Source organism: Polaromonas sp. DSP2-3-2b2 (assembly GCF_049895905.1).
In the GTDB taxonomy this organism is placed as follows: domain Bacteria; phylum Pseudomonadota; class Gammaproteobacteria; order Burkholderiales; family Burkholderiaceae_C; genus Polaromonas.
Genome location: NZ_JAFCTH010000005.1, coordinates 39,346 through 58,559, shown reverse-complemented (window position 1 = coordinate 58,559; position 19,214 = coordinate 39,346). Strand labels below are relative to the sequence as shown.

At 61.0% G+C, this 19,214-nt stretch carries 17 protein-coding genes; 6 read left to right on the top strand and 11 right to left on the bottom strand.

What is annotated here, in order from left to right:
• Window positions 1-11 precede the first annotated feature (11 nt).
• Together ACP7AD_RS06260 and ACP7AD_RS06255 are read right to left on the bottom strand one after the other, a co-directional pair.
• Window positions 12-620: a PilN domain-containing protein gene (locus ACP7AD_RS06260; protein WP_426145609.1), complete on the bottom strand. Its 609-nt coding sequence runs from the start codon at window positions 618-620 to the stop codon at window positions 12-14.
• Window positions 617-1,696 (bottom strand): pilus assembly protein PilM, encoded by a 1,080-nt coding sequence (locus tag ACP7AD_RS06255; RefSeq protein WP_426145607.1) that lies wholly within the window; start codon window positions 1,694-1,696, stop codon window positions 617-619. Before ACP7AD_RS06255 ends, ACP7AD_RS06260 begins: the two co-directional genes overlap by 4 nt.
• A gap of 260 nt (window positions 1,697-1,956) precedes the next feature.
• On the opposite strand from ACP7AD_RS06255, the gene ACP7AD_RS06250 reads away from it, so the two are divergent.
• The gene (locus tag ACP7AD_RS06250) at window positions 1,957-4,374 is read left to right on the top strand and encodes a penicillin-binding protein 1A (RefSeq protein ID WP_426145606.1); all 2,418 of its coding nucleotides are present in this window, start codon (window positions 1,957-1,959) and stop codon (window positions 4,372-4,374) included.
• A gap of 81 nt (window positions 4,375-4,455) precedes the next feature.
• Here the strand turns inward: ACP7AD_RS06250 and cyaY are convergent, their stop codons facing one another.
• Window positions 4,456-4,791, bottom strand: coding sequence for an iron donor protein CyaY (gene cyaY, locus ACP7AD_RS06245; protein WP_426145604.1), 336 nt, complete (start codon window positions 4,789-4,791; stop codon window positions 4,456-4,458).
• A gap of 12 nt (window positions 4,792-4,803) precedes the next feature.
• Between cyaY and lptM the strand changes: the two genes are divergently transcribed.
• Both lptM and lysA read left to right on the top strand, forming a co-directional pair.
• Window positions 4,804-5,019: an LPS translocon maturation chaperone LptM gene (gene lptM / locus ACP7AD_RS06240; protein WP_426145602.1), complete on the top strand. Its 216-nt coding sequence runs from the start codon at window positions 4,804-4,806 to the stop codon at window positions 5,017-5,019.
• Window positions 5,020-5,147: 128 nt separating this feature from the next.
• Entirely contained in the window at window positions 5,148-6,431 is a 1,284-nt protein-coding gene (gene lysA / locus ACP7AD_RS06235; RefSeq protein WP_426145600.1) for a diaminopimelate decarboxylase, read from the top strand.
• 122 nt (window positions 6,432-6,553) lie between these two features.
• Here lysA and ACP7AD_RS06230 read toward each other — a convergent pair whose 3' ends face one another.
• The 5 genes from ACP7AD_RS06230 to ACP7AD_RS06210 form a co-directional block, all read right to left on the bottom strand.
• Entirely contained in the window at window positions 6,554-7,213 is a 660-nt protein-coding gene (locus ACP7AD_RS06230; protein WP_426145598.1) for a sulfite oxidase heme-binding subunit YedZ, read from the bottom strand.
• Window positions 7,213-8,211, bottom strand: coding sequence for a protein-methionine-sulfoxide reductase catalytic subunit MsrP (msrP, locus tag ACP7AD_RS06225; protein WP_426145597.1), 999 nt, complete (start codon window positions 8,209-8,211; stop codon window positions 7,213-7,215). The genes ACP7AD_RS06230 and msrP overlap by 1 nt, the downstream gene beginning before the upstream one ends.
• An 85-nt stretch (window positions 8,212-8,296) precedes the next feature.
• On the bottom strand, window positions 8,297-9,688 hold the full coding sequence (gene ccsB / locus ACP7AD_RS06220) for a c-type cytochrome biogenesis protein CcsB (protein WP_426145596.1): 1,392 nt from the start codon (window positions 9,686-9,688) through the stop codon (window positions 8,297-8,299).
• Window positions 9,685-11,910 (bottom strand): cytochrome c biogenesis protein ResB, encoded by a 2,226-nt coding sequence (locus ACP7AD_RS06215; protein ID WP_426145594.1) that lies wholly within the window; start codon window positions 11,908-11,910, stop codon window positions 9,685-9,687. Before ACP7AD_RS06215 ends, ccsB begins: the two co-directional genes overlap by 4 nt.
• A 207-nt stretch (window positions 11,911-12,117) precedes the next feature.
• Entirely contained in the window at window positions 12,118-12,801 is a 684-nt protein-coding gene (locus ACP7AD_RS06210; protein WP_426145592.1) for a c-type cytochrome, read from the bottom strand.
• 200 nt (window positions 12,802-13,001) lie between these two features.
• On the opposite strand from ACP7AD_RS06210, the gene yihA reads away from it, so the two are divergent.
• Both yihA and ACP7AD_RS06200 read left to right on the top strand, forming a co-directional pair.
• Window positions 13,002-13,763: a ribosome biogenesis GTP-binding protein YihA/YsxC gene (gene yihA, locus ACP7AD_RS06205; protein WP_426145590.1), complete on the top strand. Its 762-nt coding sequence runs from the start codon at window positions 13,002-13,004 to the stop codon at window positions 13,761-13,763.
• 103 nt (window positions 13,764-13,866) lie between these two features.
• Window positions 13,867-14,778, top strand: coding sequence for an alpha/beta fold hydrolase (locus ACP7AD_RS06200; RefSeq protein WP_426145588.1), 912 nt, complete (start codon window positions 13,867-13,869; stop codon window positions 14,776-14,778).
• Window positions 14,779-14,893: 115 nt separating this feature from the next.
• Here the strand turns inward: ACP7AD_RS06200 and ACP7AD_RS06195 are convergent, their stop codons facing one another.
• Entirely contained in the window at window positions 14,894-15,757 is an 864-nt protein-coding gene (locus ACP7AD_RS06195; RefSeq protein WP_426145818.1) for a lipid A biosynthesis acyltransferase, read from the bottom strand.
• Window positions 15,758-15,786: 29 nt separating this feature from the next.
• Window positions 15,787-16,644: a lysophospholipid acyltransferase family protein gene (locus tag ACP7AD_RS06190; RefSeq protein WP_426145587.1), complete on the bottom strand. Its 858-nt coding sequence runs from the start codon at window positions 16,642-16,644 to the stop codon at window positions 15,787-15,789.
• A gap of 169 nt (window positions 16,645-16,813) precedes the next feature.
• Between ACP7AD_RS06190 and metK the strand changes: the two genes are divergently transcribed.
• Window positions 16,814-18,001, top strand: coding sequence for a methionine adenosyltransferase (gene metK / locus ACP7AD_RS06185; RefSeq protein WP_426145585.1), 1,188 nt, complete (start codon window positions 16,814-16,816; stop codon window positions 17,999-18,001).
• A gap of 336 nt (window positions 18,002-18,337) precedes the next feature.
• Here metK and ACP7AD_RS06180 read toward each other — a convergent pair whose 3' ends face one another.
• Window positions 18,338-19,000: a hypothetical protein gene (locus ACP7AD_RS06180; protein WP_426145584.1), complete on the bottom strand. Its 663-nt coding sequence runs from the start codon at window positions 18,998-19,000 to the stop codon at window positions 18,338-18,340.
• Between the last annotated feature and the right edge of the window lie 214 nt (window positions 19,001-19,214).

The following is a 19,214-nucleotide window of genomic DNA, read 5'->3' as shown; positions in this document are numbered from 1 at the left end:
TTCGTGCCGCATCAGAGCTTGGCTGCGGCAGGTGCCGACGAGGCTGCCTCTTTTTGATCACTGGTCCGTTTGATTTCCATCCGCATCGAGAAATTTGAAACCCGGCGCTGGTCGCGCGGACTCAGCGTCACCGTTCCTGCGGTGATTTCCACCAGCTCGGGCTTGGACAGCCAGGCGCTGTTGTTGGAAACATTGCGCAAAAGCTCCGAAACACGTTCATTGGATTGCGCGATGCCTGTGAGCAACACCGTCTGGTTTTCCTGCTTGAGGCTGTTCACATACACCCCGTCGGGCAGCTGCCTGACCAGTTCGCGCAGCAAATACACCGGCAGATTGCGGTTTCCCTGCAAATCCTCGACGGCGGTCTGGCGCGCCTTGAGCGAGTTGATTTCGGCCTGCAAGGTGGCAATGTCCTTGATCTGTTCGTCAAGGCGTTTGATTTCAGACTGCAAAAAAGTGTTTCTGCCGCGCTGGCTTTCGATCTGCGTCAAATACCAGGAATACGTCACGCTGCAGATCAGCACGCCGGCCAGGGCAGCCAGGCCAAGGGTCACGAAAAAGACTTCACGCCGGCGTTTTCGGGCGGCTTCCCGGTGCGGCAGCAGGTTGATCAGAATCACTGGACAAACCTTCGCAAAGCAAGGCCGCAGGCGGTCAGGTAAGAGGAGGCTTCGCGCCGCATCCTGTTTTCCATGACGCCGCTGCCAATTTCCATTCCGTCAAAAGGATTCACCAGCTGGCAGGCAAAAGCCGTCTGCTTCGTCACCGATTCCGTCAGCCCGCCCAATGAAGAGGAGCCACCGGCGAGCATCACATAATCAACCCGGTTGTAGGGTGTGCTGGTAAAGAAAAACTGGAGCGCACGGCTGATTTCCTGAGTCATGCTTTCGACAAACGGTTTCAGCACACCCAGGGCATAGTCTTCCGGCAAGTCCGCGCCGCGCTTTTTGATTTCGGCCTCTTCAAGCGAGAAACCATATTGCCTGACGATCAGCTGGGTCAGCTGCGCGCCGCCAAATGCCTGGTCACGTTCGTACAGGACTTCATCATTCCTGATGACCTGCATGCTGGTGGTCACGGAGCCGATTTCGAACAGCGCCACCATGGTGTCCACGCCCTTGTTGGGCATGTTCTCGATCAGCCGGGCCGTGGCAAGGCGGGACGCATAGGACTCAACGTCCACCACGATGGGCTTGAGCCCGGCGGCTTCAGCCAAGCCCTGCCGGTCCTGGACCTTTTCCTTGCGCGAAGCGGCAATCAGCACTTCGACATCGCCATTGGACGTTGCACTGGGCCCCAGGACGCAAAAATCAAGGCTGACTTCATCAAGCGAAAAGGGAATGTATTTGTTGGCTTCGGATTCGACCTGAATTTCCAGCTCGGCATCGCTTAGCCCGCCGGGCAGAACGATCTTTTTGCTGATGACGGCGGAGGGAGGCAGCGCCATGGCAACGTTTCGCGTGCGCGTGCCGCTCTTTTTCACGACGCGGCGAAGCACGTCCGCCACCTCATCGAATTTTTCGATGTTGCCATCGGTAACCCATCCGGCTTCCAATGGCTCGATGGCGCAGCGCTCGAGAACCAGACGGCCAGCCTTGTCGCGACTCACCTCGACCAGCGTGACACTGGACGAGCTGATGTCCACGCCCAGCAAAGGGGGTTGTTGACGGTTGAATAACGATCCCAGTGAGATCAAGGGCGCCCCCGGATGTACGGCTACTATGTAACCTATTTGCTTAAAAATCTACCGAATGTTAGCAGCAAGCCCCTGCGGGAGTAATCACTTTTACGCATGAGAACAAGACGTTCGTTGTCAAATTCAGACGAATTTCAGAGATTGCACTGATGTAAAAATTTATCCGTGGGTGTAACAGTGCAATTCACGGCTACATGCCCGACATGCTTGGGCATCAAGAAATTTTTATAATGCGGTTGCGACTCTATTGATTGACCTTGATGCCCTCTTCTTCCCGGACCCCTGATTCCCGATCAAAACCCAGTGCGGTAAAGCGGCCTTCTTCCTGGCTGCGCTCTTTTGCGAAGTTCTTTCTCGGCAGCATTGGCCTGGTGCTGGCCGGTCTTGCCGGCTTGGCGATTTTTCTGGCGGTTGCGCTGGCAGTCGCCTATCCCAACCTGCCTGATATTTCGGCTCTGTCGGACTATCGCCCGAAGCAACCGTTGCGGGTCTACACGGCTGACGGCGTCATCATCGGGGAATTCGGTGAGGAGCGCCGAAGGCTCACGCCTATCGATGAAATTCCGCAGATCATGAAAGATGCGGTGCTGGCTATCGAGGACGCGCGATTTTTCTCGCACGGCGGGGTGGATTATCTGGGCGTGGTGCGTGCAGCGCTGGCCAACCTGGGCCGGGCGAAAAGCCAGGGCGCATCGACCATCACGATGCAGGTTGCCCGCAATGTCTATTTGACGGCCGAGAAGAGCTACACGCGCAAGATTTATGAAATCCTGCTGACATTCAAGCTGGAGCGTTCACTGTCGAAGAACCAGATTCTCGAGATCTACATGAACCAGATTTTTCTGGGAAATCGCTCCTACGGCTTTGCCGCTGCAGCGGAAACGTATTTCGGCAAGCCGCTCAGGGATGTCAGCATTGCCGAAGCCGCCATGCTGGCCGGCCTGCCCAAGGCGCCTTCGACCTACAACCCGATCGCCAACCCCAGCCGCGCCCGGACGCGTCAGCTCTACATCATCGAGCGCATGGAGCAAAACGGCTTCATCAATGCCGAGCAGGCAAAAACGGCTCGGGAAGAAGAACTTCAGATCAGGACCGGACGCGATGCCGGGCGCGTGCATGCCGAATACGTGGCCGAAACCGTTCGCCAGCTTGTGTTCAACCAGTATGGCGAAGAAACCTACACGCGCGGGCTGAATGTCTACACCACTCTCAAGTCCGCCGACCAGACCATGGCTTACAAGGCCTTGCGCAAGGGCATCATGGATTACGAGCGCAGGCAGATTTACCGGGGTCCCGAAAAATTCATCGACCTGCCGTCCAACCCCCCGGAAATTGAAGACGCCATTGACGACGCCCTGGCCGAGAACCCCGACAACGGAGACATCATGTCGGCTGTCGTGCTGGAGGCCAGCCACAAGCGGATCATTGCGATGCGTCTGAACAGCGAAAAGGTGACCATCACCGGAGAAGGCCTGCGGCCTGCGCAGTCGGGTCTGGCCGACAAGGCCAGCCCGAACATCAAGATTCGTCCGGGCGCACTGATCCGGGTAGCCAAGACGCCGAAGGATGACTGGGAAATTACCCAGTTGCCGGAAGTCGAAGGCGCCTTCGTGGCCATGGACCCGCGCGATGGCGCGGTTCGCGCGCTGATTGGCGGCTTTGATTTCGAGAAAAACAAGTTCAACCATGTGACCCAGGCCTGGCGCCAGCCCGGTTCGAGCTTCAAGCCTTTTATTTATTCGGCGGCGCTGGAAAAAGGCTTTACCCCGGCCACGGTCGTGAACGACGCGCCGCTGTTTTTCGATGCTGGCGTGACCGGCGGGCAGCCGTGGGAACCGAAAAACTATGACGGCGGCTTTGAAGGCCCGATGAGCCTGCGCACGGCCCTGAAGAAATCAAAGAACCTGGTGTCGATCCGCATCCTGCAATCAATCGGCGCCAAGTATGGGCAGGAGTGGGTGACGCATTTCGGTTTCGACGCGGACAAGCATCCGGCCTACCTGACCATGGCACTGGGCGCGGGCTCGGTCACGCCGATGCAGATGGCGACGGGATATTCGGTTTTTGCCAACGGCGGCTACCGCGTCAATCCTTACCTGGTCACCAAAATCACCGACCAGCGCGGCAAAGTTTTGCTGGACGTCACGCCTCCTGCGCTCAACGAGTCGATGCGCGGCATTGATGCCCGAAATGCTTTCATCATGAACAGCCTGCTCCAGGAAGTGGCGCGTTCAGGCACCGCCGCCAAGGCCCAGGCCATGCTCAAGCGGCCGGATATCTTCGGCAAGACCGGCACGACCAATGACTCGATCGACACCTGGTTTGTCGGTTTCCAGCCGACGCTGGCGGCGGCGGTCTGGATGGGTTACGACACGCCCAAGAAGCTCGGCGACCGTGAAACAGGCGGGGGCTTAAGCCTGCCAATCTGGATCAACTTCATGGAATACGCCCTCAAGGGCGTGCCGGTCACCGAGTACCAGCCGCCGGCAGGCGTGGTGAATCTCAATGGCGAGTGGTACTACGAAGAATATGCCAAAGGCGCGGGCATCAGCAGCGTGGGCATGCAGCCGGAGGCGGGTGCTTCCAGCGAGGAAACAGCGCCTGCGCCGGGCGGTGGCATTGAAGTCCTGCCCCCGTCTGACGAGAAAAAACGAATCCTGGATCTGTTCAAGAACTGATCGTTACCCGGGTCCGGGAGAATCCCTGAACAAAAAAACGGACCTTGAAGGTCCGTTTTTTTGTTCAGGGATTTCCAAGGATCAGGCGGCAGCGGCAAACACCAGTGGCTGGCCTGCCTGATCGCTGGCGTAACGCGACAAATTGGCAAAGAACTCCCGGCCATCCTTGGTGTCAAGCCATTGCCCGCCATTGAATTTGTAGTGAAAACCGCCAGCCCTGGCTGCCATCCAGATTTCCTGCAGCGGCTTTTGCAGGTTGATGATGATCTGGCTTTGGTTTGAAAAGCTCAGCGTGATCATGCCGCCGGTGCGCTGGTTGTCGATGTCCACATCGCTTTCGTCGTTCAGCCGGTCGCAGGCCTGCTCGATGGCCTTGAGCACGCTCTCCGCCTGGTTCTGGTATTGAAGGTCCGTCATTACAATCCTGTCATGGTTTTTTCACACCGAATTCTAGGCCGCCTTGCCCGTGTCGTTACCAGGCATGGTTTTCTCGCCATCGTGGCGGGCGCTGCAATGCTGTCCGGCTGCGGGCAGAAAGGCCCGCTGTTTTTGCCGGTGCCGCCACAGGCGCCTGCGCTGGCAATGTCGCCCGGCCTTTCCCAGCTTCCCGCGCCGGCGACTGCCCCGGCATCGGCAGCGCGATAGGCGCTGGCGACATGGCACTCCTAGATCCTTTGATGCGCTGACTCGCATGGCGGCAGTTTATGCAGCCTTCCCGCAGGGCCAGCCCGTCATCGCTCCCATTCTTGCCCCTTGCTAACAGAACCCGTCCCATGCTACTTCCCGTCCTTCCCGGCCATCCCCACTTTTCCTACCAGGGCAACGCACTGTTTGCCGAGGCGGTGCGCGTCAGCGAACTGGCCGCCACCTACGGAACGCCGCTGTTCATCTATTCAAAAGCCGCCATGCTGTCGGCGCTGGCGGCTTACCAGCGCGGCTTTGAAGGCCGGGATGCGCAGATCTGCTATGCGATGAAGGCCAATTCCTCCCTGGCCGTGCTGCAGGTGTTTGCGCGAGCGGGATGCGGCTTTGACATTGTCTCGGGCGGCGAACTGGAGCGGGTTCAGGCGGCGGGCGGCGACGTGAAAAAGGTCATTTTTTCAGGCGTCGGCAAAAACCGGGCGGAGATGCGGCAGGCGCTCGCGGCAGGCATTGGCTGCTTCAATGTCGAAAGCGAAGCCGAGCTTGACGTGCTCTCTAGCGTGGCTCTTGAAATGAAGTTGCGCGCGCCGGTGAGCATCCGCGTCAATCCAAATGTCGATCCCAAGACGCATCCGTATATTTCCACCGGTCTGAAAGGCAGCAAGTTTGGCGTTGCGCATGAAGACGCCCTGCGCATTTATCAGCATGCCGCTTCGCTGCAAGGGCTGAAGGTCGTTGGCATTGATTGCCACATCGGCTCGCAGATCACCGATGCAACGCCCTACCTCGATGCCATGGACAGAATGCTGGACCTGGTGGCCGTGATTGAAGCGGCCGGCATTGCGCTGGCGCATATCGACTTTGGCGGTGGCCTGGGCATCAACTACAACGACGACACGCCGCCCGAAGCCGACGCGCTCTGGCGGCAGCTGCTGGCCAAGCTCGATGCGCGCGGCTATGGCGGCAGAAAACTGATGATCGAGCCCGGCCGCTCGCTGGTCGGCAATGCCGGCATCTGCATCACCGAAGTGCTTTACCTCAAGCCCGGCGAACAGAAGAACTTCTGCATCATTGACGCGGCCATGAACGACTTGCCCCGCCCGGCCATGTACCAAGCCTTCCATGCCATCGTGCCGGTCGAGCCGCTAACCCCGAAGTCTGCCGGGCTGGTTTACGACGTGGTCGGTCCGGTGTGCGAAAGCGGCGACTGGATTGGCCGCGACCGCCTGCTCAATGTGGCGGCCGGCGACCAGCTGGCCGTCATGTCCGCCGGCGCCTACTGCATGAGCATGGCCAGCAACTACAACACCCGGGGCCGCGCTGCGGAACTGCTGGTGGATGGCGACGTGGCCCGGCTGATTCGTGAGCGCGAGTCAGCGGCCGACACCTTTCGCGGTGAATTGCTGCTACCTTGATTCCGCAGCACCCGGCGGGGTCATGGGCGCCCAGTGCCAAAACCGCCTTAATTTTAAGAAAAATATGCCTTTACCGCCCTGTCCTTGGGCATAGTATGCTATTTATTTAATAGCAAACAAATTCAATGAACGCCAACGGCTGACTGGCGGGAAAGTTGCTTGCGTGACTTCGACCAATGGTTCCAAACCCGCCAGCCCAGCAGCATGGCGACAATGGCGGCATAGACAAAGACTTCATTAAAATTGTTTTTTCCGGCGCGCATCCAGAAAAAATGCAGGATGCCCAGACCGGCGATCAGGTAGACCAGCTTGTGCAGCAACTGCCAGCGCTTTGGCCCCATGGCCTTGATGGCCGCATTGAACGATGTGGCCGCCAGCGGAGTCAGCAGCACGAAGGCCGAAAAGCCCACCAGAATGAACGGCCGCTTGATGATGTCCTTGACAATGTCGGCCACGTCAAAACCCATGTCGAACCAGCTGTAGCTGAGCAGATGGACGACGACATAGAAATAGCAAAAAAGCCCCAGCATGCGCCGAAAGCGCGCCAGCGCCGGGGTTTTACTGATGATCCGCAAAGGGGTGACCGCCAGCACGATGCAGACAAAACGCAAGGTCCAGTCACCCGTGGCGCGGATCAAGGCTTCAGCCGGATTCGCGCCCAGCTGGTCACTGAAGGCCTGGTAGAAAAGCCATGCGAACGGCAGCAGGCACAGCATGAAAACCAGCGGCTTGGACCCAGGGTGCAGCAACCATTTTTGCCGCCCCGCCATCGCGGCAGCCATCAGAAATTCTTCTTGAGGTCCATGCCGGCGTAGAGCTGGCCGACTTGCGCTTCGTAGCCGTTGAACATCAGCGTCTTGCGCTTTTTGGCGAACAGCCCGTCCTCGCCAATGCGCCGCTCGGTGGCCTGGCTCCAGCGTGGGTGGTCCACCAGCGGGTTGACGTTCGAATAAAAGCCGTATTCCTGCGCGGCGGCCTTGTTCCAGGCGGTGCGCGGCTCCTTGTCGGTGAAGCGGATCTTGACGATGCTCTTGCCGCTCTTGAAGCCGTATTTCCAGGGCACGACCAGGCGCACCGGCGCGCCATTCTGGTTGGGCAACACTTCGCCATACATGCCAAAGGTCAGCAGCGCCAGCGGATGCATCGCCTCGTCCAGGCGCAAGGCCTCGACATAAGGCCATTCGAGCACGCGCGAGCCGACAAACGGCATGGTCTTGGGATCGGCCAGCGTGATGAACTCGACGTATTTGGCGCTGCCCAGCGGCTCGACCTTCCTGATCAGCTCGGACAGCGAATACCCTACCCACGGAATCACCATCGACCAGCCCTCGACGCAGCGCAGGCGGTAGATACGCTCTTCCTGCGGGCTGAGCTTGAGCAGCTCTTCGAGCGTGAAGGTTTTAGGATTCTTGACCAGCCCTTCGACCGCGACCGACCACGGTTTGACCGGCAATGTCGCGGCATTTTTCGACGGGTCGGCCTTGTCGGTGCCGAATTCGTAGAAATTGTTGTAGGTCGTCGCGTCTTTGTAGTCGGTGAGTTTTTCCATCGTCACCGCGCCAGCCGCCGCTGATTTTCCGCCGGCCAGCGCCGCCAGCTTGCCGGGTTTCTGGACGGTTTGCGCCAGCGCATTGCGCCCGGCCCAGCCGGCCAGTGCCGCGCCGGCCGTTCCCGTGGCCATGAGCTTGATCAGGTCGCGCCGGCCCTGATAGATACCTTGCGGCGTGATGTCATTGGAAACCGGATGGCTGAATCCGCTGGAATTTGTCTTGATGAGCATGATGGTTCCTTTCAATCCTGCAATGGTTGCCGGTAGTACGCGGCAAGTCCCGCAAAGGATTCAATGACAGGGACTCGCCCGGTGCCTACAAGGTTCCGTAGCTGTGCAGACCCGACAGGAACATGTTGACGCCCAGAAAGGCAAAGGTGGTGACGGCAAGGCCGCCGAGCGCCCACCAGGCCGCCACCGTGCCGCGCAAGCCCTTCATGAGCCGCATGTGCAGCCAGGCGGCATAGTTCAGCCAGACGATCAATGCCCAGGTCTCCTTCGGGTCCCAGCTCCAGTAGCCGCCCCAGGCCTCGGCCGCCCAGAGCGCGCCCAGCACCGTGGCAATCGTGAAAAACGCAAAGCCGACGGCAATCGCCTTGTACATCACGTCGTCCAGCACTTCCAGGCTTGGCAGCCGCGCGGCGATGTGCTTGCGGCCCAGCAAGATGCCGCCGGCAATCAGGCCGGCCACCAGCAGGTAACCGATCCAGTAGTTGCTGCCGCCGGCTTCGAGAGGCGACTTGCGAAACACGATAGGCACGAAGCACAGCACCACGCCCAGCATCCACAGCGGCGTGAGCTTGTACCAGCGGGTTTCCTGAGCCTGCTGCTTGACGTGGTAGGACAGCGCCACCATGGCCGCCAGCGCGAACATGCCGTAGCCGATGAAGTTGGCCGGCACATGCAGCTTCATCCACCAGCTTTTCAGCGCCGGCACCAGCGGCTGGATTTCATGCGCTTCGCGAATGACGGTGTACCAGAGCAGAAAACCGACCGCGCCACTGACCACCAGCATCACAAAAGCGCCCAGCGCGCGGGTCTTGTACTCGGCTTCGAAATACAGGTAAAAAGCCGCCGTCATCCAGCAAAACAGCACGAACACTTCATACAGGTTGCTGACCGGAATGTGGCCGATGTCCGGGCCGATCAGGTAACTTTCGTACCAGCGCACCAGCGTGCCGATCAGCGCCATGCCGACGCCAACCCAGGCGATTTTGGAACCCAGCGACTCCAGCGTGGCGCTGTGGCTTGATCCGACGCTGTTCGGCTTGTTGCTGGCGAACATGCCAAGCCAGTAGAAAATCGTGCTCATGAAGAACAGCACGCTCATCCACAGGATCGCCGACTGGCTGGACAGGAAATACTTGAGCCAGAACACCTGCTCGGCCCGCGCCAAATCGCCCTGGTAAGACGTGATGCCCAGCAGGGCCAAACCGGCGACGACCATCATCAGCACACGCAGTGGCCGCCAGAACCAGCCCATGGCAATGGTGGCCGGAATGGCACCAAACAAGATGCTTTTTTCATAGACATCCATGTACGCGCTGTACTGGGCAAAGGCATACAAAAAGCCGCCCGCCACCAGCATGGCAAACACCCAGTCCAGCGCATTGCGCCTGGCGAAATAGCCTTCGTTCAGGCTCAGCGCGCTGCCTGCGCGTCCGGCCGAAAGGGTGGTCGTGGTGTTGATGCTTGTCGTGGTATTCATAGGGGCGCCTGCAGCAATTTTGTCTTCAACATCTCAAATTCCTTGTCGCCGTCCATGGTTTTGCGGTTGGTGGACAAGGCCATGGTGGCTTGGGCTTTTCCGGCAGATTTTGACACCGAATGCATGGTCTCGATACCGCCTTCGGAATCAGCATTAACGGGTGCAGGGGCAGGCGCCAGCCAGACCCATATCCGGCGCTCGCGGATGTAAAGCATGGCAAAGATACCGAGGATCAGGAAGGCGCAGCCCAGGTAGACGATGGTCTTGCCTGGCGCCCGCGCCACCTGGAAAACGCTGGCCTGGACCTGCTTGAAATCCTTCAGCTCAAAGGCCATGGGCGCCGGGTAATGCGGCGCGTCCGACAGGCTCAGCACCATCTGCGACATGAAGGCCTGCGTTTTCCCGTCCTGCGCCAAAGGCTTGAGGCCAGCTTGCTCGCGCGTCATCGAGGTCAGCTCGAACAGCACGCCGTTGAGGATGCGTATCAGCACTTCGCCAGCGCGGCTGCGTTCGGCTTCAGGCACATTGGCCTCCATGAAGTCCGAGACGGCCTGCAAGCCTGATGGCGGTTTTGCCTTGCCGGCTGGCGTACCGGCAACGGCTGGCAGACCAGCGTCCGCGCCGGCAAAAAGCGCCAGCGCACGCGATGCCGACTCGTTGAGTTGCTGCGCGAGTTCCGGGCGGTCCGTGCCAATGGCCAGGCGGGTGTAGCGCCTGACGGCCAGGTCGCGCTGCACCGGATCGGCCAGCGCGGCACGCAGGCGCGCGAAGGTTGCCGTGCTGCTTTCCGGATCGGCCGGAATGCGCAGGTACTGGAAGGCGTCCACCGTGTTCTCGCGCACACCCATCAGGAACATGGCCGGGGTGTCTGGGTTGTCATCCATCTTGACCGGCAGCATGTAATTTTGGAACTCGCGCGCCTGTCCGGCCGCATCGCGCAGCTTGTAGCTGACGCTGGGGCCGACATTGCGCAGTTTCTTCTGCGTGACGGTCTTGTTGGCCGCACCCAGCCGCGTTTCAATCGCCTTGTGCAGGTCCACCTTGCGCACATCGGCGCCCGGGCTGGACGCATTGCCCGAAACGCCGGCGAAATTCTCGACATTGATGACGCGCAGCGCGGTGTATTCCAGCGTGAGCTGCTCGGCGCCAGCGCCCTGGCCGTTGGTCAGGGCGCTGGCGCCGCCAATTGTTCCCTGAATCTCGAAAGGATTGCTGGCGGCGGACATCGGAATCGCCTTGAGCGTGACACTGGAGCCGCCGTCGTCAAAGCTGGACTGGTAGATCTCGATGCCCTTGTAGCTGGCCGGATGGTTGACCTCGACCCGCGCCGGCGTTTTCTCGCCCGTGTCCTTGTCGTGAATGACGATGTCGCTGGCAAACAGCTTGGGCATGCCGGTGGAGTAGTACTCGACGCTGAACTTCTTCAGTTCTATGGCAAAAGGCAATTCCTGCAGCAGCACGCCGCCCGGCTGGTTCAGGATCGCGGTGCTCGACTGCGTGCCCTCGGCCACCAGCAGGTTGGCGCGAAAGGTGGGGTTGCGCTCGCTCAGCCGATGCTCGGCCGGCACGTTGGCGATCAGCCCACCGCCGGTGAAGGTGGACTTGCCGTTCAGCAGCATCTGCGCCCGCACGATCATGTCGCCGTCAAGCAGTCCGCCCACGCAGATCAGCACGATGGCGCTGTGCGCGGCGATGTAGCCGAGCTTGTTGGCCGAGCCCTTCTTGGCGGCGACCATCCAGCCGGCGCTGCGCTGCTGGAGCTTGACCTTCCAGCCGCTTTGCACCAGGGTCTGGCCAATGCGCCGCGCGGCCACTTCCGGCGACTCGGCCAAACCCGCCTGCGCGCGGTGGCCAAAGGCCTTCAGGCTTTGCTCGCGCACGTCTTCTTTGAGCTGGCTGTAATCGGCCAGGATCTTGGGTGTGTTGCGGGCAATGCACAGGGACGTTGACAGCACCAGGAACGCCAGGATCAGCAAGAACCACCAAGCGCTGTAGACCGTATTGAGGCTCGCCAGGCTGAACACCTGCGCCCAGAACGGCCCGAACTGGTTGACGTAGTTGCCAAGGGGCTCTTGCTGCTTGAGGACCGTGCCGATCACCGAGGCAATGCAGATGACCGTCAGAAGCGAGATCGAAAAGCGCATCGACGACAGCAACTCCACCGACGCGCGCAGGGTGCGCGAGCCCCAGTTGACCTTCATGCCTTCGGTGGAAACTGTCATAAGTGAAATTAAAAACCCGAGGGCTTTGTGTGTGGCGTGGAAATGGGCGGTGAAAAACAAAAAGGCGGGCTTTCCTCAGAAAGACCCGCCTTGGTGTGATTGATTATTGGAGCTTCGGTTCAATGCCATCCAAGGATTTTTGGCGGGCACCGGCAAAAAATGAAAGTTTGCCTTGAACCATGGCAAACCTGCAGCTTCAAGGGCTGCTTAGCGCAAGCCGGCGATGTAGTCGGCAACCGCCCGGATTTCCTTGTCATTGAGCTTGGCCGCCACCTGGGTCATCTGGATGCTGTTGGTGCGAATGCCGTCACGGAAATAGGTCAGTTGCGCAGCGGTGTATTCAGAATGCTGGCCGCTCAAGCGCGGGTATTGTGAAGGTATGCCGCGTCCCGTCGGGCTGTGGCAGCCGGCGCAGGCAGCGATCTGGCGGTCGGCGATGCCGCCGCGATAAATGCGCTCACCCAGCGTGACCAGATCTTTTTCCGTGGAAAAACCGGGCTTGGCCTGCTTGCTGGTGGCCCAGTAGGCGACATTCTTCATGTCGGCATCGGAGAGCGTGGCGGCAAAGCCCTGCATGATGGCATTTTTACGCTTGCCTGCCTTGTATTCCTGCAACTGCTTGACCAGGTATTCGGGATGCTGCTGCGACAGCTTGGGATATGCCGGCGTTCCGGAATTGCCGTCTGCGCCATGACAGGCTGCGCACACGGCGGTGAAGGTGGCTTCTCCCTTGACCAGGTCGGGCTTGGCTGGCATGGCCGGCGCCGCTGCAACGACCGGCGCTGCCTGCGCCTGCGCGGCATCCGCAGGCGCAGCTTCGCCTGCGGCAAATGAAGACATGGCGGGCAAGGCCAGCAAGGCGGCCAGTAGGGAAGTAGCGAACAGCTTCATATCGGGACTTTTAATTGGTTGGCGCACAGAACTTGGTAACGCGCGATTTTACAATGGCTTCACGCCAAGTTCTATTATCGGGATTTGGATAACGGCTATTGCCTGCCTTGCACGCCAGCGCCTGCCGCTTCACATGTTTATTTTTCCCGGCCTGCCTTGCAACGGCAGCGCAGCCACCGACCTTCAGGGATCGCCCCATCATGACTTCTTCAGCCTCCTTGCCTCTTGCAGCCGCCGCCAAGCCCGATCCCAAGATCGCCATGGGCTGGCTGCACACCGCCAAATTTTTGACGACCGCACCCGAACTCAAGCACCTGCCGCGCATCGAAGTGCCTGAAATCGCCTTCGTGGGCCGCTCCAACGCCGGCAAATCGACCTGCATCAACACCCTGACGCAGCAGCACCGGCTGGCGTTTGCCTCCAAGACACCGGGGCGCACGCAAAGCATCAACCTGTTTTCGCTGGGCAAGCAGGGCGTGACCGATGCGGTGCTGGCCGACCTGCCGGGCTACGGCTATGCCGCCGTTCCCAAGGAAGCCAAGTACCGCTGGCAGCAGGTGATGGGCAATTACCTGCAGACACGCGACAACCTGCAGGCCATCGTGCTGCTGTGCGACCCGCGCTTGGGGCTGACGGAACTCGACGAAGTGCTGCTCGACGTGATCCGGCCGCGCGTCGAGGAAGGGCTGAAATTCCTGGTGCTGCTGACCAAGTCCGACAAGCTCAACAAGACCGATGCCGCCAAGGCGCTGCAAATTGTCAAGCTGCAGGCGGGCGGCGGCGACGTCAAGCTCTTTTCCTCGCTGAAACGCCAGGGCGTCGAGGAAGTGGCCCAGCATTTGTGGGACTGGGCGCATCCGAAGGAAAAGCCGGTCAAGGCATCCAAGCCCGCGCCAGAGTCGCAAGACGGCCCGGAGTCAATGCCGCAAACGTCCATCCCGCCAGCAGCTGATCCAGCCTGATCGCCGGGAAGCCAGCCGGCGCGGCCAGCAACTTCAATTTCAAGCAAATAATGGCCGTGGCGCACGTCCTGCCTGCGCAAGCAGCTATCAACAAAATAGCATCATGATTGAAACCAGCTTGTTCACCCTGCCCCACGGCATCACGCTTTCATGCCGTTTCGCAGGCGCCAGGGGCCGGCCGGTGCTGATGTTCCTGCACGGGTTTCCGGAAGCGGCCTTTGTCTGGGACGGCTTGCTGGCGCATTTCGCGCGCCCCGAAAACGGCGGCTTTCGCTGCATCGCGCCCAACCTGCGCGGCTATGGGCAGTCCAGCGCACCCGCCGACGTGGCCGACTACCGGCCGCGCCACCTGATGCAGGACATTGCCGCGCTAATCGAACACGAAGGCGGCCCGCTGGCGTGTTTGATTGCGCATGACTGGGGCGGCGCCGTCGCCTGGAACCTGGCCGCCAGTGCGCCGGGCTGCATGGAAAAGCTCGCCATCATCAACTCGCCGCATCCCGGCACCTTTTTGCGCGAACTGCAGCATTCGCCGGCGCAGCAGGCCGCCAGCGCCTACATGAACTTTTTGATCCGCCCGGATGCCGAAGCGCTGCTGGCCGAGAACGATTTTCGCCGCCTGTGGGAATTTTTCAGCAGCATGGGCGCGGTCAATGGCCCGCATTCCTGGCTGACCGACGCCGTCAAGGCGCAATACCGCAACATCTGGCGCGCCGGCTTGAGCGGGCCGCTCAATTACTACCGCGCCTCACCGCTGCGCCCGCCACGGCCCGGCGCGCCGCACCACGATCCGGCGGCCGCCGCCGTGGTGATTGCGCCCGAGAAGCTGAAAGTGAATGTGCCGACACTGGTCGTCTGGGCCATGGACGATACCGCCCTGCCCCCGGCCTTGCTCGATGGACTCGAAGACTTTGTGCCGCGAATGCAGTTGCACCGTGTCGAGGGCGCCACCCACTGGATCGTGCATGAGCAGCCCGAGCTGATCGCCGGCTATTTACAGGAATTTTTGCGCTGAGCCGGACTTTCGGGCGCGCAGTTCGCTACAAATAGCATAGCTGGTAGCGCCCGCCAGGTAAGCGCGACAGCCCTAAAAAGCTTAAAAACCGTGGTTTCGACCGCCGCCGGGCGGATCAATACACCGAAGGCTCGCCTTCCGGCCGTGTCTTGAAGCGTTTGTGCACCCAGTAATACTGCGCCGGCATGGTGGCGATGTAGTCCTGCAGCCGCGCATTCATCAGCGCGGTGTCGGCCACCGGGTCGGCGCTGGGGAAATCGGTCCAGGCTGGCAGCACCTGCACATCGTAGCCATTGGCCGTCAGGCGTGGCAGCAGGGGCACGACCTTGGCGCGTCCCAGGCGGGCAAAGCGGGACAGCGACGGCACGGTGGCGGTGGTGATGCCGTAAAACGGCACGAACACCGACTCGTCCGGGCCGAAATCCATGTCGGGCAGCAGGTACAGCGGCTGGCCTTCGCGCAGCGCCGCGACGATGGGCTTGACGCCCTCGATACGGCCGAACAGCCGCAAATGGCCAAAGCGCTGGCGGCCTTGCAATATCCATTGATCGACCAGCTTGTTCGACTGATCGGTGTAGATCGTCGTCGAGGACCTAGGCATGGCCAGGGCTGTTGCAGCCCAGGCGGCATCCAAACCGATGAAGTGCGGCAGGAAAATCACCGTCGGATCGTTGCCCATGAGTTCTTCGACAGCGCCGGTCAGCCGGACTCGCCGCCGAACGCATGCTTCAGGCGCATGCCACAGCCAGGCGCGGTCCAGCCAGGCTTGCGAGAAACAGACAAAGGTCTCGATGGCGAGCTTGCGCCGCCCGGCCTTTGAAAGCGCCGGAAAGCACACCTTGAAGTTCGCATGCACGACGCGCCGGCGCGCGCCGATCAGGCCATACAGCACCCAGCCCAGCACCGTTCCCAGGGCGCGCACGGCCGGCAGCGGCAGCCAGGCGAGCGCTTTCATGAAGGCGATGCCGGCCTGCGTCATGGCATGGCCGGCCGAGTGGCGAAAATGGTTCAAGCGGCTTCCTTGCGCGGCGTCTTGTAGCGCGCATAAGCCCACAGGTATTGACCGGGCTGGCTGAGCACGATGGCCTCGATGGCTTGGTTGATCCGCGTGACCACCTGCAGCATGTCGGGCTTTGCACCTTTTTCGCCCGCGTCCAGACCAGTCACGGCCGGCCAGATCTTCAGGAAATAGCCCTGGCCCCGGGGCAGGCGCTCGCAGCTGACCGGCAGCAGCGCCGCGCCGGTTTGCAGCGCCAGCCGGGCCGCCAGCGTCATGGTGTAGGCCGGCTTGCCGAAAAACGGCGCCCAGACGCCCCAGCCCTCGGGCGGCACCTGGTCGGTCAGCATGGCGACGGCCTGGTTGGCCTTCAGGGTCTTGTGCATCAGCCGGATGCCGCTCAGGCTGGCCGGCACGACGGTGAGGTTCTGGCGGTCGCGCGCAAAGCTTTCCAGGCGCGCCAGCCAGGCCTTGCGGGCGGGCCGGTAAATCGCCGTGATCGGACCGTAAAGCTCGGCCAGCGCTTGCGGTCCCAGCTCGAAACTGCCGCAGTGCGGCCCGAAAAAAATCACGCCCTTGCCTTGCGCAAACGCCTGCTCGGCATGCGCTTGGCCTTCCACGCGGACATTGCCCAGGCACGACTGCGAACGCGGCCGCATCCACAGCTTGGGCAACTCGCCAACAAAGCGCCCAGCCTCGGCAATCGCCGGACGCGCTGCAGCAAACGGCAGGCCGGCCTGCGCCACATTGGCCCGGAACTGGGCGCGGTAACGTGCGCTGACCAGCCAGACTAACCAACCCAAGGCGGCGCCCAGCGTGTGCAGCACGCCCAAGGGCCAGCGGGAAAAAAAACGGAATAACCAGAGCATGAAAAGGTTGGATTGGGGCCAGGTCCGGCAACAAGGGCCGCGTCTTATAATTTCACCTGTCGCCGAGTTACTGAACAACTTGCAGGGCGACGTTAAACCAAACTGCTAAAGCGTTCGCCAAAGCACTTCCTGCTGGCAACGCGCCAACAAAACTTATGGAGTGTACGCAATGGCGAACGATTTTCTCTTTACTTCCGAGTCCGTCTCCGAAGGCCACCCCGACAAGGTCGCCGACCAGATTTCCGACGCGATTCTCGATGCTGTTTTCAAGCAGGACCCGCATGCCAGGGTCGCTGCCGAAACCCTGACCAATACCGGCCTGGTCGTGCTGGCCGGCGAAATCACGGCGCGCGAGGACGTGAACGTGGATTACATCCAGGTGGCGCGCGACACCTTGAAGCGTATCGGCTACGACAACACCGAGTACGGCATCGACTACAAGGGCTGCGCGGTCATGGTCTGCTACGACAAGCAGAGCAAGGACATCGCCCAGGGCGTTGACCATGCCAGCGACGACCACCTGAACACCGGCGCCGGCGACCAGGGCCTGATGTTTGGCTACGCCTGCGACGAAACGCCCGAGCTGATGCCTGCGCCGATTTATTATGCGCACCGCCTGGTCGAGCGCCAGTCTCAGTTGCGCAAGGACGGCCGCCTGCCGTTTCTGCGTCCCGACGCCAAGAGCCAGGTGACGATGCGCTATGTCGATGGCAAGCCGCACAGCATCGACACCGTGGTGCTGTCCACCCAGCACAGCCCCGACCAGAGCGAAACGCCGCACAAGATGAAGGCATCGTTCATCGAAGCGGTGATTGAAGAGATCATCAAGCCGGTGCTGCCGAAAGAATGGCTGCAGAACACCCGCTACCTGATCAACCCGACCGGCCGCTTTGTCATCGGCGGCCCGCAGGGCGATTGCGGCCTGACCGGGCGCAAGATCATTGTCGATACCTACGGCGGCGCCTGCCCGCACGGCGGCGGCGCCTTCAGCGGCAAGGACCCGAGCAAGGTGGACCGCTCGGCGGCCTATGCGGCGCGTTACGTGGCCAAGAACATCGTGGCCGCTGGCCTGGCCCGGCAATGCCAGATCCAGGTGGCTTATGCCATTGGCGTTGCCAAGCCGATGAACGTGACGGTCTATACCGAAGGCACCGGCGTGATTCCGGACAGCCAGATCGCCGAACTGATCAACGCGCATTTCGACCTGCGCCCGAACGGCATCATCCAGATGCTCGACCTGCTGCGGCCGATCTACGAAAAGACCGCCGCCTATGGGCACTTTGGCCGCGACGAACCCGAATTCACCTGGGAACGCACCGACAAGGCAGCGCTACTGCGGGAAGCCGCCGGGCTCTAGTGCAACTTGCGCTGTGCACACCCGAGACCGTAGACCAGTACGGTCAGCCGCGCGTGCAAGGAGATTTTGGAATGCGCCTTGGCACTTGTCGCGGTGCGCCTCGCTCTGTTGAAACGGTAAAAAAATTTTGCAGTCATGCTGCATGGGGCGCAACCTGAGGCATTGTCAAACCTTGATCGGCAATAGATAGAACCTGACTCGATTGCCGGGCTTGCCGCCAACCTGGGGCGTGACCTCCATAAGCCTGCAGGAGACGAGATCGAATTTTTCAGGACTTTTCTGAATCGCGCTTCAAGGCTGGCTGTGGCCATGCCGCACCGCTAACGCCGCAACCACTCAACCGTGCAGCGCCTGCACGCTGTAGCCCAGCGTTGTACCCCGGTCATCATGGCGAAGGCTGACGCCCTCGGCAGACGCCAGCGCCAGCACGTCATCCCAGCCCAGGCTGCGGTAGGGCTGTGTCCGCAAGCTGCCATGCATGGCCAGGTCGGCGCTTCCGCCCTCTTCCAGCGAAATTTCCAGGTAAGCCACGTCGGCCGCATTGCCGGCGGTGACGATGACACGCGCCACCCCGTCCCAGCCGTCAGTCAGCGCAATCAGGCTGGCGGTGAACACGCTGCGCAGCATGCCGCGGGGCAGTTCCATTTCCAGGTCAGCGGTTTCGTTGGCGATTGCAAATCCCCGAAACGACAGTTCGGTGCTTATCAGGTTCAGCGACTCCTGCACTGCATGGCTTACCGCCACCAGATTATTGTCTGTCGGCGCCAGCCAGGACATCAGGTTCACCGACAAAGCGGCAGCCTCCCGCGACAGCACGTTCAGCATCTGGCTGTTTTTGCCCAACTGGACCAGGTCGGGCGTGGCCGCCTTGGTGCGTTTTTCCAGCATCGCGGCCATCATGCCGATCGGTTGTATGCTGCCTGCAAGGTCGTGGCGAATGGCAGGAAGCAGCCGGCGCATCAGCGCATAGCGCGCTGCTTCTGCCAGGCGTTCGTTCAAAAAAGGATGGGTGCTGGACATAAGACATTCAACTCGATTCGGTGTGGCATGGCCCCCAGGCGCCTGACACAAGCGTGCCCGGTTGCCAATGCGTCTGCTGCACCCACTTTCGCACTTGGCGCGGTATCGGGCGAGGCGGTGGGACCGGGATAATAGCAGTTCGGCAACAGGGCCGTAGGGCGGCTCGCCAGCGTAAATGTCGATTCCGACTCGA